The sequence below is a fragment of the Pseudomonas sp. PB101 genome, from assembly GCF_009764265.1.
GTDB lineage: Bacteria > Pseudomonadota > Gammaproteobacteria > Pseudomonadales > Pseudomonadaceae > Aquipseudomonas.
In genome coordinates this window covers 1-13,607 of sequence record NZ_RWIR01000006.1, presented here as the reverse complement: position 1 = coordinate 13,607, position 13,607 = coordinate 1, and the positions used below count along the sequence as shown (strand labels likewise).

Annotated in this window: 13 protein-coding genes and 1 pseudogene; 6 read left to right on the top strand and 8 right to left on the bottom strand. The window is 61.0% G+C overall.

What is annotated here, in order from left to right; genetic code table 11:
* Positions 1-421 (bottom strand): phage infection protein (locus EI969_RS01400; protein WP_160385615.1); only part of this gene is annotated, 421 nt, incomplete at its 3' end.
* A 244-nt stretch (positions 422-665) separates the two neighbouring features.
* Here EI969_RS01400 and EI969_RS01395 point away from each other — a divergent pair.
* The gene (locus EI969_RS01395; RefSeq protein WP_160385614.1) at positions 666-1,289 is read left to right on the top strand and encodes a glutathione S-transferase family protein; all 624 of its coding nucleotides are present in this window, start codon (positions 666-668) and stop codon (positions 1,287-1,289) included.
* Between the two features lie 126 nt (positions 1,290-1,415).
* On the opposite strand, the gene EI969_RS01390 is transcribed toward EI969_RS01395, so the two are convergent.
* Positions 1,416-1,856 carry a CBS domain-containing protein gene (locus tag EI969_RS01390; protein WP_046042792.1) on the bottom strand — a complete coding sequence of 147 codons (441 nt, stop codon included), beginning with the start codon at positions 1,854-1,856 and terminating at the stop codon, positions 1,416-1,418.
* A gap of 227 nt (positions 1,857-2,083) precedes the next feature.
* Here EI969_RS01390 and EI969_RS01385 point away from each other — a divergent pair, with 227 nt between their 5' ends.
* On the top strand, positions 2,084-4,444 hold the full coding sequence (locus EI969_RS01385) for a DNA polymerase II (RefSeq protein WP_160385613.1): 2,361 nt from the start codon (positions 2,084-2,086) through the stop codon (positions 4,442-4,444).
* Here EI969_RS01385 and EI969_RS01380 read toward each other — a convergent pair.
* Both EI969_RS01380 and EI969_RS01375 read right to left on the bottom strand, forming a co-directional pair.
* Entirely contained in the window at positions 4,409-4,879 is a 471-nt protein-coding gene (locus tag EI969_RS01380) for a DUF1810 domain-containing protein (RefSeq protein WP_160385612.1), read from the bottom strand. The two genes, EI969_RS01385 and EI969_RS01380, sit on opposite strands and share 36 nt — an antisense overlap.
* Positions 4,880-4,908: 29 nt before the next feature.
* Entirely contained in the window at positions 4,909-5,730 is an 822-nt protein-coding gene (locus EI969_RS01375; protein ID WP_160385611.1) for an aldo/keto reductase, read from the bottom strand.
* A 205-nt stretch (positions 5,731-5,935) separates the two neighbouring features.
* On the opposite strand from EI969_RS01375, the gene EI969_RS01370 reads away from it, so the two are divergent.
* Complete coding sequence (locus EI969_RS01370; protein ID WP_160385610.1) at positions 5,936-6,685, top strand: hypothetical protein; 750 nt, start codon at positions 5,936-5,938, stop codon at positions 6,683-6,685.
* 99 nt (positions 6,686-6,784) lie between these two features.
* Positions 6,785-7,570 (top strand): sulfite exporter TauE/SafE family protein, encoded by a 786-nt coding sequence (locus tag EI969_RS01365; RefSeq protein WP_110659362.1) that lies wholly within the window; start codon positions 6,785-6,787, stop codon positions 7,568-7,570.
* Between the two features lie 20 nt (positions 7,571-7,590).
* Here the strand turns inward: EI969_RS01365 and EI969_RS30755 are convergent.
* Positions 7,591-7,668: pseudogene (locus tag EI969_RS30755) on the bottom strand (VOC family protein); the annotation flags it as partial.
* Positions 7,669-7,800: 132 nt separating this feature from the next.
* On the opposite strand from EI969_RS30755, the gene EI969_RS01355 reads away from it, so the two are divergent.
* Positions 7,801-8,352, top strand: a complete 552-nt coding sequence (locus EI969_RS01355; RefSeq protein ID WP_160385609.1) for a DUF4174 domain-containing protein — start codon at positions 7,801-7,803, stop codon at positions 8,350-8,352.
* Positions 8,353-8,543: 191 nt separating this feature from the next.
* Here EI969_RS01355 and ampC read toward each other — a convergent pair whose 3' ends face one another.
* The 3 genes from ampC to EI969_RS01340 form a co-directional block, all read right to left on the bottom strand.
* Positions 8,544-9,653 (bottom strand): class C beta-lactamase, encoded by a 1,110-nt coding sequence (gene ampC / locus EI969_RS01350; RefSeq protein ID WP_371925824.1) that lies wholly within the window; start codon positions 9,651-9,653, stop codon positions 8,544-8,546.
* Between the two features lie 144 nt (positions 9,654-9,797).
* A complete protein-coding gene (gudD, locus tag EI969_RS01345) occupies positions 9,798-11,141 on the bottom strand; it encodes a glucarate dehydratase (RefSeq protein ID WP_160385607.1) in 1,344 nt (447 codons plus the stop codon).
* A gap of 12 nt (positions 11,142-11,153) precedes the next feature.
* Positions 11,154-12,500 (bottom strand): MFS transporter, encoded by a 1,347-nt coding sequence (locus tag EI969_RS01340; protein ID WP_160385606.1) that lies wholly within the window; start codon positions 12,498-12,500, stop codon positions 11,154-11,156.
* Positions 12,501-12,780: 280 nt separating this feature from the next.
* On the opposite strand from EI969_RS01340, the gene EI969_RS01335 reads away from it, so the two are divergent.
* The gene (locus EI969_RS01335) at positions 12,781-13,491 is read left to right on the top strand and encodes a FadR/GntR family transcriptional regulator (RefSeq protein ID WP_160385605.1); all 711 of its coding nucleotides are present in this window, start codon (positions 12,781-12,783) and stop codon (positions 13,489-13,491) included.
* Positions 13,492-13,607 lie beyond the last annotated feature (116 nt).

The window sequence follows — 13,607 nt, the reverse complement described above, 5'->3', positions numbered from 1 at the left end:
GCAGTTTGTCGGAACCACCTTCAGCAACGCGGTTCTGCAGCAGTTTGTCGGAACCACCTTCAGCAACGCGGTTCTGCAGCAGTTTGTCGGAACCACCTTCAGCAACGCGGTTCTGCAGCAGTTTGTCAGAGCCGCCTTCAGCAACGCGGTTCTGCAGCAGTTTGTCAGAGCCACCTTCAGCAACGCGGTTCTGCAGCAGTTTGTCAGAGCCACCTTCAGCAACACGGTTCTGCATCAGCTTGTCGGAGCCATCCGCAGCGACGCGGTTTTCGATCAGGCGGTCGGAACCACCCTCGGCCACACGGCTTTCAATCAGACGATCCGAGCCGCCTTCAGCGACCACAGGTTGAGCAGAGGTAGCGGCGAAAGCGTTGACTGCGAAAACCGAGAAAGCGATGCTGAGGAGGGTTTGGCGTTTCATGATGGTGTGCTCCGGGGTGCTTATGGGTTGGTATGGAGCTGATGTTACGCCGGGGAATTTTTAAGAGAACTTCATTGAAGTGATGGTGAACATCGATGGCAATGATAGGACCGGCGGCATGCCTCTTGTGGGCGTGATGGTGCGATCGTCGGATGGTCGCTGTGTGGCAGGTGGCGGCTTCTACACTGGATAGCTGGCGTGTTCCTGTGCCGAGACGCTTGATGAGGTGTGTAAGGAGACGATCATGTACCAGCTCTACGGCCATCAGAACTCCGGGGCCGCGGCCATCGAGGCCGCTCTTGAACTCTGTGATGTCGCTTATCGCTTCATCGATGTGGAGACGTCTGCAGAGGCGGCCCATGCGCTGGAGAAACTCAACCCGCTCAAGCAGATTCCGACCTTGCAGCTGCCCGATGGCAGCGTCCTGACCGAGAGCGCGGCGATCCTGATTCATCTCGCGCTGACGTTTCCCGCGTCGGGGTTGTTGCCGCAGGATCCGGCCGAGCGCGACCAGGCCATTCGCGCCATGGCTTACATCGTCAGCAATTGCTATGCGGCCATCGGCATCATCGATTACCCCGAGCGCTGGCTGGCCGAGGCGGATGAATCATCCAGGCAGAACCTCATGGAGGGAGCCCGCCGACGCCTGCACTGGAGTTGGGAGGTGTTCGCCGATCAGTTCTCGGGCGAGTTGTATCTGGGCAGCGAGAGGCCCGGGGCCCTGGATGTGCTGACGGCGGTGGTCTCGCGATGGGCGGGCAGTCGGGAGCATTTGCGCACTGCGCGGCCCGGGTTTTTCGCCTGGCTGGAACGCATCGACCGCCACCCGGCACTGGCACCGGTGTTCGCCCGGCATTGGCCGGGCTGAAAACATCACTCACCCTGTGGGAGCGAGCTTGCTCGCGATGGGGCCATATTGGTCGACATCCACGCTGAATGTCTGGCCGCCATCGCGAGCAAGCTCGCTCCCACAGGGGATCTTCGGCGTGTCGTCTTACTCCCCGCGAATGTACTGCTCCAGCTGCTTGATCAGCTCCGCCTGTTCGGCAATCGCTTCCTTGACCAGGTCACCGATCGACAGCAGGCCGATCAGCTTGCCACCTTCCACCACCGGCAAGTGACGCAGGCGCCTGTCGGACATGATGCCCAGGCAGGTGTCCACGGTTTGATGGGTGTCGACGGTGATCACCGGTGACACCATGATGTCGCGCACCGGCGTGCCCACCGAAGAGCGGCCGTGCAGCACGAGTTTGCGTGCATAGTCCCGTTCGCTGATGATGCCCAGCACTTCATCGTTCTCCACCACCAACAAGGCGCCGACGTTTTTCTCGGCCATCTTCATCAGCGCTTCGAGCACCATGTGATCGGGTTTGATCTGGTGCACTTCCTGATTTTTCTGATCTTTGAGCTTGAGCAGTTGGGCGACGGTTTTCATGGTGGTTACTCGGGTGTTGTCGTTGTTCTTGAAGAATCGTAGACGCAGGCGTTCAGGGCAAGGGCGAAAGCGGCAGATAACACGCAAAAAACGTCATTTGGCGGTTTTTCTTCGGTAAACCTCACATTTCCGGCCAGCACCCTCCCACAGGGGCTGCCTGATAGGTCTGCTATCCCTGCCGATGACGGGTAGAATCACCCTCTGAATCAGTTTCGAGGTTTGCAGTGGTGGATTTACAGCAGGGCTTCGTCCTGACCCGGCATTGGCGCGACACCCCGGCCGGTACGGAAGTCGAGTTCTGGCTGGCGACCGACAGCGGTCCCCGGCGCATCCGCCTGCCTCATCAACCGTCGGTGGCGTTCATCCCTTCTGAGCAGCGTCAGGCGGCCGAAAGCGTTTTGCATGACGAGAAGAACGTCGAGCTCAAGCCCCTGGCCCTGCAGGATTTCGAACATCGCCCGGTCCTCGGACTCTACTGCCAGCAACATGGCCAGTTGATGCGCCTGGAAACCACGCTGCGCCGGGCCGGTGTCGAAGTGTTCGAAGCCGACGTGCGCCCGCCGGAACGTTACATGATGGAGCGCTTCATCACCGCGCCGGTGCGTTTCAGCGGCGCGCCGAATGCCGAGGGCCTGCTGCTCGACGCACAGATGAAGCCCGATCCCGACTACCGGCCGAGCCTGAAGCTGGTGTCCCTGGACATCGAGACCACCGCCCGGGGCGAGCTGTATTCCATCGCCCTGGAAGGCTGCGGCGAGCGTCAGGTGTACATGCTCGGTCCGCCCAATGGCGACGATAGCCAGGTGGACTTCCAGCTCGAATACTGCGATTCGCGGACCTTGTTGCTGAAAAGACTCAACGAATGGTTCGCCCGCTTCGACCCCGACGCAATCATCGGCTGGAACGTCGTGCAGTTCGACTTGCGCGTGCTGCATGAGCACGCCCGACGCCTGGCGGTGCCCTTGAAACTGGGGCGTGGCGGCGAGGAAATGCAGTGGCGCGAACACGGCAACGGCAACCACTACTTCGCATCTGCCGCTGGCCGCCTGATCATCGACGGTATCGAGTCCCTGCGCTCGGCGACGTGGAGCTTCCCCTCGTTCAGCCTGGAAAACGTCGCGCAAACTCTGCTCGGCGAGGGCAAGTCCATCGACAACCCGTACCAGCGCATGGACGAAATCAATCGCATGTTCGCCGAAGACAAGCCGGCGCTGGCCAAGTACAACCTCAAGGACTGCGAACTGGTCACGCGGATCTTCGCCAAGACCGAGTTGCTGACCTTCCTGCTGGAGCGGGCCAGCGTCACCGGTTTGCCGGCCGATCGCATGGGCGGTTCGGTGGCGGCTTTCACTCACTTGTACATGCCGCTGATGCACCGTCAGGGTTTTGTTGCGCCCAACCTCGGAGGCAAGCCTCCCCAGGCCAGCCCGGGCGGCTTTGTCATGGATTCGCAACCGGGGCTGTACGAATCGGTGCTGGTGCTCGACTACAAAAGCCTCTACCCGTCGATCATCCGCACCTTCCTGATCGACCCCGTGGGGCTGATCGAAGGGCTCAAGCACCCGGACGACAGCGAGTCGGTGCCGGGCTTTCGTGGCGCGCGTTTTTCCCGCACCCGCCACTGCCTGCCATCGATCGTTGCCCGGGTGGCCGAAGGCCGGGAAACCGCCAAGCGTGAACACAACGCACCGTTGTCCCAGGCGCTGAAGATCATCATGAACGCGTTCTACGGTGTGCTCGGCTCCAGCGGTTGTCGCTTCTTCGACACGCGTCTGGCGTCGTCCATCACCTTGCGCGGACACGAGATCATGCTGCGCACCCGGCAGTTGATCGAAGCCCAGGGCCATGCGGTGATTTACGGTGACACCGACTCGACCTTCGTCTGGCTGCGTCGCGCCCACGGCCAGCAGGAGGCGGCGCAGATCGGCCACGCGCTGGTGGCGCACGTCAATCAATGGTGGCGCGAGCATGTGCAGCAGGAATACGGCTTGCAAAGCGTTCTCGAACTGCAGTTCGAAACCCACTACAAGCGCTTTCTGATGCCGACCATTCGGGGCGCCGAAGAGGGCAGTAAAAAGCGCTACGCCGGCCTGGTGACCCGCGCCGATGGCAGCGACGAAATGGTCTACAAAGGCCTGGAAACCGTGCGCACCGACTGGTCGCTGCTGGCCCGGCAGTTCCAGCAGGAGCTGTACTCGCGGATCTTCCTGCGCAAGCCCTATCAGGATTATGTGCGTGACTATGTGCGCAAGACCCTGGCCGGCGAGTTCGATGACCGGTTGATCTACCGCAAGCGCCTGCGCCGCAGCCTCGATGACTATGAGCGTAACGTGCCGCCCCATGTGCGTGCGGCGCGCCTGGCCGACGAGTACAACGACCGCCAGGGTCGCCCGCGGCAATACCAGAACGGCGGCTGGATCAGCTACGTGATCACCGTCGCCGGACCCGAACCGCTGGAAGTGCGCAACGCGCCCATCGACTACGACCACTACATCACCCGGCAGCTGCAACCGGTGGCGGACGCGATCCTGCCGTTTGTCGATGACGACTTCTCAACCCTGGTTGGGGGGCAACTGGGCCTGTTTTGAGTCCATCAGCGACAAGGTCCAGTCATCCAGGATGCCGTGGAAGTATTGGTTCAAGGCTTGCTGGAAAGGGCTGTCGGCATCGGCAACCTGGCTGAACAGGGTCATCGAGGAATGAAACTTCAGGTCGTCGGGATGGCCGAAAATCCCGGCCACCGAGCGCCCCCGGATGTTCAGCACCTCCTGGGTGCAGCTGCGCAGGCGGGCGCCGAGCAACGGATGCTCAAGGTAGGCCAGGGCCTCTTCGCGCGAGCGGATGGCAAAGCGGCGCGACATCTCGCTGTCGCCGAGCCCGGCAAACTGCGGAAAAATGAACCACATCCAGTGACTGCGCTTGTGTCCATTGTTCAGCTCGGTCTGGACCCGGTCGAATACCGGGTCCTGAGCCTGGAGAAAGCGTTGCAGATTGAACGGGTCCAGGTGGTCGGTGCTTCTCATGGCGAAGCTCTCTGACAGACTGCGTTGGCTCAGACCATCGCCAGCCGCTGTTTGCGTTGTGGCGCATGAAACGCCTGGTCCAGCGCCTCCAGATCCCCGGGGTCAAGCCGCAACGTGGCGGCTTGGGCGTTGAGCTGCACATGCTCGGGGCGGACCGCTTTGGGGATGGCGATCACGTCGTCCTGACGCAGTATCCAGGCCAGCGCCACCTGTGCCGGTGTGACGCCATGGCGGGCGGCCACTTGCTTGAGCGTGGCATTGGCGAGCATTTTGCCGCCCTGACCGATCGGGCAGTATGCCATGACCGGCAGCCGCTGCTGCTGGCTCCAGGGCAGCAAGTCGAATTCTATGCCGCGCTGCTCCAGATTGTAGAGCACCTGATTGGTGGCGCAGGCCGGGGTGCCCAGTTCCAGCAAATCATCGAGGTCGAAATTGGATACGCCCCAACGGCCGATCTTGCCGTCTTCGCGCAGACGCTCGAAGGCGTCGACGGTTTCCGCAAGCGGATACTGGCCGCGCCAATGCAACAGATACAGATCGATGTAATCGGTACCCAGCCGGCGCAGGCTGTGCTCGCAAGCCTGGGGAATGCCCTGGCGGCTGGCGTTGTGCGGGTACACCTTGCTGACCACGAAGACGTTGTCGCGCTGGCCGGCGATGGCATCGCGGACCACTTCCTCGGCGCCGCCTTCGGCGTACATTTCGGCGGTGTCGATCAGGGTCATGCCCAGTTCGATGCCCAGGCGCAGTGCCGCGACTTCCTGCGCGTGTCGTGAGCGGTCTTCGCCCATCTGCCAGGTGCCCTGGCCAATGACAGGCACTGTGGCGCCAGCCAATTCAAGTGTGCGCATGCAAACCTCCCTGATGAATGCCGATGGTTATTTCAGTGGGCAGCAGAATAGTCCATCGGTTCCCCGCAGGCTGCGAACCTTGAGGCGGACCTTGCCGGTGATCGATTGCCTTGTGCCGTTACCGCACTTTTTCCAAATGTCCGGCTCTATCCATGGCAGCCTGCGGCGATCCCCACCGTCGGCCCATGTCCAAGTCCAAGACCCCATGGCTCGAGTTTTACCTGCGATCAACTCAATATTCCGCCGTCGTTGCCTGCTGCTGGCAGGTCTGTCGATGTTCTTCGTCACCGGTTGCAGCCAGCAGCAGGGTGGCGACATCTTTACCCAGATGCGCGAAGGCAACCCCCGGGAGTTTCTGCAAACCAGCGTCGACCGCATGGCCACCCTGACCATGCGCGACAACCTCGACAGCCTTTACCTGCTGATGGGCAAGCTGTACCTGCGCAACCCCGACGAGCTGAAAAAGTCCGGTTTCCTCGATGCCCGCACGGCCGGCAAGCAAGTGCGCATGGCCATCGAACAGCAGGAGCCGTTACCGACCCTGGGCGGCAAAAAGGACCTGGCGGCCCTGCGCTTCGCCATGAGTCCGGAATTTCTGGGTGATCGGGTCGGAGCGTTCATCTATGCCATCGGCAGCATGCTGGTGACCGCCCACGGCAACCGCACCGAGTTCTACATGACCGATACGATCAATCCGGTGTTCGTCAGCAATGCCGCGCGCAACATCGAGATCGCCACCTGGATCCTCAGCCAGCGCCAAAACAGGGAAGGCCAGCCCTTGCTGTTTTCCAACGAAATCTCGGAGGAGGGCAGCAACCTGAGCTTTGCCGTCGAGTTCGGCAAGATCGTCGCCCGCCTGGACCTGCTGACCCAGATGCTCGACGAGCGCTACCGGCGCATCGGCCTGAATTATGCGCAGAGCCTGCTGTTCCTGAATTTCCTGCCGGTGCAGTGAGTTCAGGGCATAAAGATAGATCGTATCGATATAACTGGTTATAAGAAATATCGCTATGCTGCGGGCCAGATTTTCCCTGCGATCGTTGTGGACGTATTCATGGATTTAGTGAACATCGGGTTGGTCGTTGCCGGATTGGTGGTGGGTTTTATCGTCGGCATGACTGGCGTGGGTGGCGGGTCATTGATGACCCCGATCCTGCTGTGGTTCGGCATCAACCCGGCGACCGCGGTCGGTACCGACCTGCTGTACGCTGCCATCACCAAATCCAGCGGTGTACTGGTGCACCGCAAGAACAACAACATCGACTGGGCGATTACCGGCTGGCTGACCCTTGGCAGCGTGCCCGCGGTGGCGCTGACGTTGTGGTTCCTGAGCAGCTTGCACTCCAGCCCCGATGCAATGAACGCGATCATCAAGCAGGCTCTCGGCTTTGTGTTGTTCGCCACGGCGCTGGCGATTCTGTTCAAGAAACGTCTGCTGGATTTCGCCCACAAACGTGCGGGCGGCAACTACAACCCCAGCGGCTCGCGCCTCAATGTCCTGACGGTCATCACTGGCCTGGTCCTCGGCACCATGGTCGCGCTGACGTCCATCGGCGCCGGTGCACTGGGCACCGTGGCCCTGTTCATTCTCTATCCGATGCTGCCGACCCGCCGCCTGGTCGGCACCGAAATCGCCCACGCCGTGCCGCTGACCCTGGTCGCGGGCCTTGGCCATGCGAGCATGGGCAACATGGATTGGCACGTATTGGGTTACTTGCTGGTGGGCTCGTTGCCGGGGATTTACCTGGGCAGCCACCTGACCGGGCGCATCTCCGACGAACTGCTGCGCCCTTGCCTGGCGACCATGCTGTTGTTGATCGGTTACAAGCTGGCGTTCTGATTCCATCCGCCACGCCAGCGTCATTCGCGGGTGAGTATTTCCAACAGATGCCCGTCCGGGTCATCGAAATACACCCGCCGTCCTCCCGCCTGATGATTAGCCCGACCTGTTGCGCAATGACCGCCCTGACCTAAGCTTGGGGCAAGGCGGAAAACATTTGCGGGACGTCAACCGGAACGATCGCCGCGATGCGCAATCATTAGAGCGTGGATATCAAAAAGGAGATGCGCATGCTCATCAGGTCACTGACCCTGGCTACCTTGCTGGCGATTGCCGGCCCCCTGTTCGCCGCCGATGACGGCTCACCGCTGGACATGGACAAAGGCAGGGCCCGGCCACTGATTGTCATCGCCCCGAGTACTGTTGATCCGACCTGGATCAGCCTGAAAAAGTCGCTGGATGAACCGGCCAACAAAAAAAGTTTCACCGATCGCAACATGGTGCTCTACACCGTGCTCAACCTGATGGGCCAGCGCGATGGCAAGGACCTCGGGCCCCAGGACACGGCGGCGCTGATCCGCTCGCTCAAGCTGGGCGCCGGCGCCAAGACCAAGGTGATCCTGGTCGGCAAGGATGGCGAAAAGAAACTTGATCAATCGGACGCCATCAAGCTGGACGAGATTTTCAGCGCGGTCGATCAGTTGCCGGCAGCCGAGAAAGAATTCACGGCGACCGTGGCCGCTCCCGTTACGGAAGCCGAGCCGGCGGTCAAAGGTGCCAAGGGCGCCAAACCTGCAAAACCGGGCAAACCGGCCAAGCCGCCGGAAATGCCGGATGATTGATCCTCAATCTTGTGGCGATGGAACGTTTTTCTGTGGGAGCGAGCTTGCTCGCGATGGCGCCGTAACAGTCGATGTAAATGCTGAATGTCAGGCCGTCATCGCGAGCAAGCTCGCTCCCACAGGTTTCGTGTATCAGATGATCAGTATTAACTTCTAGATGTCGTCTTTTTCTCTGGGAAAGCAAACAAGGCTTACCGAGTAAGGGCACTCAAAACCTGATGAGCGATCTTGACCCGCTCCGCATTCGGATAATTCTTGTTAGCCAGCATCACAATGCCGATGTCCTTCGATGGCACGTACGCCACGTAAGCGCCAAAGCCACCGGTTGAGCCGGTCTTGTTGATCAGCATGTCCTGCGTCTGCGCTTGCGGCGGGGTCAGCCATTGGACTTTATGCGCCTGCATGGCCATCGGCGTGGAGTTGCCGTCCAGCAAGCGATCCAGTGTCAGCGGATAGCGATACATCTCCCAACCGAGGCCCTGGGTCATGTCGCCGACGGTGTAGTAGCCGCTGTGAGTCAGGGCGATGGCTTGCTGCAACGGCTTTTCCAGAGACGCCGGGTGCATGTTGGCCTCGACGTAAGCGAGCAAGTCAGCGGCACTGGTTTTTACGCCATACGCCTCGGAATCCAGCGCACCCGGAGTGACCCGTACCGGTTTGCCGTCCTTGTTGTAGCCCTGGGCGTAGAGCGCCATCCGGTCCTGCGGAACATGCAGGTAGGTGTGCTTGAGGCCCAGTTTCGGCAGCAGGTTTTTCTCCATCAGTTCATCGAACGGCTGGCCCATGCTGTGGGCGGCGAGGTAGCCGAACAGACCCAGGCTGGGGTTCGAATACAGTCGGTGACTGCTGGGGGCGTAGAGCGGTTTCCATTGTTGGTAGTAGCCGAGCATTTTGTCGGCCGAATCGGACTCGGCAGGAAATTGCAGGGGCAAACCGCCGGCACTGTAGGTACCCAATTGCAGCACGCTGATGTGGTCGAACGCACTGCCGCGCAAGGCCGGCAGGACCTGGCTGGCCTTGTCCGACAGCGACAGCTTGCCCGTGGCCTGGGCGTAGGCGGCGAGGGTGGCGGTGAAGGTTTTGCTGACCGAGCCGATCTCGAACAGCGTGTCCTGTGTGACGGGGCTGCCGGTTTCTTTCGAGGCGACACCATAGTTGAAGTAGTGCGCCTGGCCGTTGACGGTGACCGCCACGGCCATGCCTTGAATACCCTCGGCCTGCATCACCGGTTGTACTGCGGCGTTCACTACCGTCTCGATTTGATCCTGCGCCACGCATTGGCCAGCGGCGAGCATCGCCATGCAAGCGGCGATGGTTTTCAGCCTGTCCATGTTGGTTTCATCCGTCGTTGATTCAGTAGCGCGTCATTTTAGGGGCTTAAGCGCCATGCTCCGAGCGCTTTTTTAGAATAGGCCGCCAACAGGCGGCCACGCGCAACCGTTGATTCAACGCACCAGGCACGGCCGCTTGTTATCGAACTTCCAGCCAGGAATCAGGAACTGCATCGCCACGCTGTCATCCCGCGCGCCCAGACCCATGCCTTTGTAGAGTTCGTGGGCCTTGGCCAGTTGATCCATGTCCAGCTCGACACCCAGCCCCGGTTTCTGCGGCACCTGCACGCAGCCGTCGACGATTTGCAGCGGGGCCTTGGTCAGGCGCTGGCCGTCCTGCCAGATCCAGTGGGTGTCGATGGCGGTGATTTCGCCCGGCGCGGCCGCCGCGACATGGGTGAACATCGCCAGGGAGATGTCGAAATGATTGTTGGAATGCGAACCCCAGGTCAGGCCCCATTCGTGGCACATCTGCGCCACGCGCACTGAGCCCTGCATGGTCCAGAAATGCGGGTCGGCCAGGGGGATATCGACCGACTGCAACTGGATCGCGTGACCCATCTCCCGCCAGTCGGTGGCGATCATGTTGGTCGCGGTTTTCAGGCCTGTGGCCCGGCGGAACTCGGCCATGACTTCGCGTCCCGAGTAACCGTTTTCCGCGCCGCACGGGTCTTCGGCATAGGCCAGCACGCGGTGCTGATCGCGGCACAGGCGGATGGCTTCTTTCAGTGACCAGGCACCGTTGGGGTCGAGGGTGATGCGCGCATCGGGGAAACGTTCGGCGAGGGCGGTGACCGCTTCGATTTCGGCGTCGCCGCTGAGCACGCCGCCCTTGAGTTTGAAATCCTTGAAACCGTAACGGGCATGGGCTGCCTCGGCCAGGCGCACCACCGCGTCGGCGGTCATGGCTTGCTCATGGCGCACGCGGAACCAGTCGTTGTCGGCGTCCGGTTCGCTGCGGTAGGCGAGGTCGGTTTCGTTGCGGTCACCGACATAAAACAGATAACCCAGCATCTTCACTTCATCGCGCTGCTGACCTTCGCCGAGCAGGGCGGCCACCGGCACGTCCAGGTGCTGGCCGAGCAAGTCGAGCAAGGCGGCTTCCAGGCCGGTGACGGCGTGGATGGTGATGCGCAGGTCGAAGGTCTGCAAACCGCGGCCACCGGCATCGCGGTCGGCGAAGGTCTGGCGTACCTGATTGAGAATCTTCTGATACGTGCCAATCGGGCTGCCGACCACCAGGCTGCGCGCGTCTTCGAGGGTCTGGCGAATGCGCTCGCCCCCCGGCACTTCGCCGACGCCGGTGTGGCCGGCGTTGTCCTTGAGGATCACGATATTGCGGGTGAAAAACGGGCCGTGGGCGCCGCTCAGGTTGAGCAGCATGCCATCGTGGCCGGCCACCGGAACAATCTGCATGCTGGTGATGATCGGGGCCTTGGCGATTTCTTGTGCGGTCATTTTCTTATCCTTTCAGGCGTGACGTGGCGCAGCGTTGGCCGATTCGACGGCAGGCGCGGATTTGGGGGTGTTGCGGGCGGCGAAGACGATGATGGCGGCGATGATCGAGGTCGCGGCCAGGCCGTAGAGCCCGCCCTGAATGGAGCCGGTGCGTTCTTCCAGCAGACCGAAAGTGGTCGGCGCAACGAAACCACCGAGGTTGCCCACCGAGTTGATCAACGCGATGACGCCAGCGGCAATGCGTGCATCCAGGTAGGCCTGGGGAATCGGCCAGAACAGTGACGAGGCCGATTTGAAGCCCAGCGCGGCAAAGCAGATCGCAACGAAGGCGAACACCGGCCCGCCGGTGGTGGACATGAACATCCCGGTGGCTGCAATCAGCAGCGCGGCGGCAACCCAGGCCTGCTGGTGTTTCCATTTGGCCGACAAGGTTGCGAAGGCGTACATGCCGACAATCGACAGCAGCCACGGAATCGAATTGAACAGCCCGACCTGGACGTCGCTCAGGTCGCCCATCTTCTTGATGATGCTCGGCAGCCAGAACGTCGCGGCGTAGATGGTCAGCTGGATAAAGAAGTAGATCAGGCAGAACAGGATGATCTGGCGATCCTTGAGCAACTTGCCCAGTGACGGCTTGATCGGCGTGGCGGCTTCGCGGGCCAGTTGTTCGTCATCGATGGCCTTGACCAGCGCGTCCTGCTCTTCGCGGCTCAACCATTTGGCGTCGTGGGGTTTGGAGTCCAGCCAGAACCAGACGAACACGCACAACCCGACCGAGAACATGCCCTCGATGAAGTACATCCACTGCCAGCCGTGCATGCCCAGCCCTTCGATTTGCAGGAGCAAGCCGGACAGTGGACCGGAGATCAGCGAGGCCACCGCCGAACCGCTGAGGAAGATGGCGATCGCCTTGCCGCGCTCCACGCCAGGCAACCAGCGGGTGAAGTAGTAGATCACCCCGGGGAAGAACCCGGCTTCGGCCACGCCCAGCAGAAAACGCAGGATGTAGAAGTGGGTTTCGTTCTGGATGAACGCCATGCCCGCGGCCACCAGGCCCCAGGTCAGCATGATCCGGGTCAGCCAGATGCGCGCGCCGACTTTTTGCAGAAGGATGTTGGAAGGCACTTCGAACAGCGCGTAACCGATGAAGAACAGACCGGCACCCAGGCCATAGGCGGCAGCGCCAATGCCCAGGTCGTGTTCCATGTGGGCGCGGACGAAGCCGATGTTCACCCGATCAATGTAATTGACGATGAACATGATGACGAACAGCGGCAAGACGTGACGTTTGACTTTGGCGATAGCGGACTTCAGCGCTGAATCGGCGTCGTCGCGCATCCCGGAGATGGATGTATTCACTGCGTTTTCTCCCACTCGTTATTTTTATGCGGGGTGAAGCTGAGTGCTGCGTTGTTGATAGACATCATACAACTAGATTTTTTCATCGCGCAACCATGCTTATCCAACAAAATGGTGCTTTGTATGGGTGTTTTTATACTTTTGTCAGTGCTGATTCGCGTGTTTTGCGGCTCGAAATGGTCTTGATCTTGAGTGTTGTCATACAAGTTGAGCGAAATTTTTCACGATTCCCGCCAGGCGCGGTGCTACGATTCGATAGCCCTGATTGGTGGACAGCCTGATGCAAGAAGACCTCGAAGTACCTGCTCGCAAGCGCAGCCATAATCTGGCCCATGACCTGGTGGAGAAACTGACCCAGCGCATCCTGCTCGGGCAGATGTTGCCCGGCGACAAGTTGCCGTCGGAAAACACCATCGTTCAGGAGCATGGGGTGAGTCGCACAGTGGTGCGTGAGGCGATCTCGAAGTTGCAGGCCTCGGGGCTGGTGGAAACCCGCCATGGCATTGGCACGTTCGTGATCGAGCGTGCGCCGGAGCAGGGGCTGCGCCTGAATGTCGACACGGCGTTGGGGGTGCGCAGCATTCTGGAGTTGCGCATGGGCCTGGAAACCCAGGCGGCCGCGCTGGCGGCAAGCCGTCGCAGCGACCTGCACCTGTTGCAGATGCGTCAAGCGCTGGACGACTATCAAAGCCTGCTGGCCAACAACGACAGCTGCGTCGAAGCCGACCGGCGCTTTCATCTGTTGATCGCCGAAGCCACCGGCAACCTGTGCTTCACCGAGATCATGCAGCACCTGGGCAATGCGATGATTCCGCGCACCCGGGTCAATGCCGCCGAGCGCGGCGCGGTGGATTTGAGCAAGCTGGGTCAGTTGGCCAACCTTGAACACGAGGCGATCCTCAACGCCATCAAGCGCCAGGACCCGGATGCGGCGCGGGCGGCGATGTGGTTGCACCTGACCAACAGCCGTGACCGGTTTGCGCCCAGTTGATGGTCAGGGATACCGCGTTATCGTTCATCGCGGGCAAGCCGCGCTCCCACAGGTTCTGCGGCTGTACTCAAGAACTGCGGCAACCCTAAAACCCTGTGGGAGGACCCGGATGCGGC

What these genes read in the sequence shown, in the direction of transcription:
- EI969_RS01365 (WP_110659362.1), top strand. Translation starts at nt 6,785, where the DNA reads ATGGATTTAGTGAACATCGGGTTGGTCGTTGCCGGATTGGTGGTGGGT.
- EI969_RS01370 (WP_160385610.1), top strand. Translation starts at nt 5,936, where the DNA reads ATGGCTCGAGTTTTACCTGCGATCAACTCAATATTCCGCCGTCGTTGC.
- EI969_RS01395 (WP_160385614.1), top strand. Translation starts at nt 666, where the DNA reads ATGTACCAGCTCTACGGCCATCAGAACTCCGGGGCCGCGGCCATCGAG.
- gudD (WP_160385607.1), bottom strand. Translation starts at nt 11,141, where the DNA reads ATGACCGCACAAGAAATCGCCAAGGCCCCGATCATCACCAGCATGCAG.
- ampC (WP_371925824.1), bottom strand. Translation starts at nt 9,653, where the DNA reads ATGGCGATGCTCGCCGCTGGCCAATGCGTGGCGCAGGATCAAATCGAG.
- EI969_RS01355 (WP_160385609.1), top strand. Translation starts at nt 7,801, where the DNA reads ATGCTCATCAGGTCACTGACCCTGGCTACCTTGCTGGCGATTGCCGGC.
- EI969_RS01375 (WP_160385611.1), bottom strand. Translation starts at nt 5,730, where the DNA reads ATGCGCACACTTGAATTGGCTGGCGCCACAGTGCCTGTCATTGGCCAG.
- EI969_RS01335 (WP_160385605.1), top strand. Translation starts at nt 12,781, where the DNA reads ATGCAAGAAGACCTCGAAGTACCTGCTCGCAAGCGCAGCCATAATCTG.
- EI969_RS01380 (WP_160385612.1), bottom strand. Translation starts at nt 4,879, where the DNA reads ATGAGAAGCACCGACCACCTGGACCCGTTCAATCTGCAACGCTTTCTC.
- EI969_RS01390 (WP_046042792.1), bottom strand. Translation starts at nt 1,856, where the DNA reads ATGAAAACCGTCGCCCAACTGCTCAAGCTCAAAGATCAGAAAAATCAG.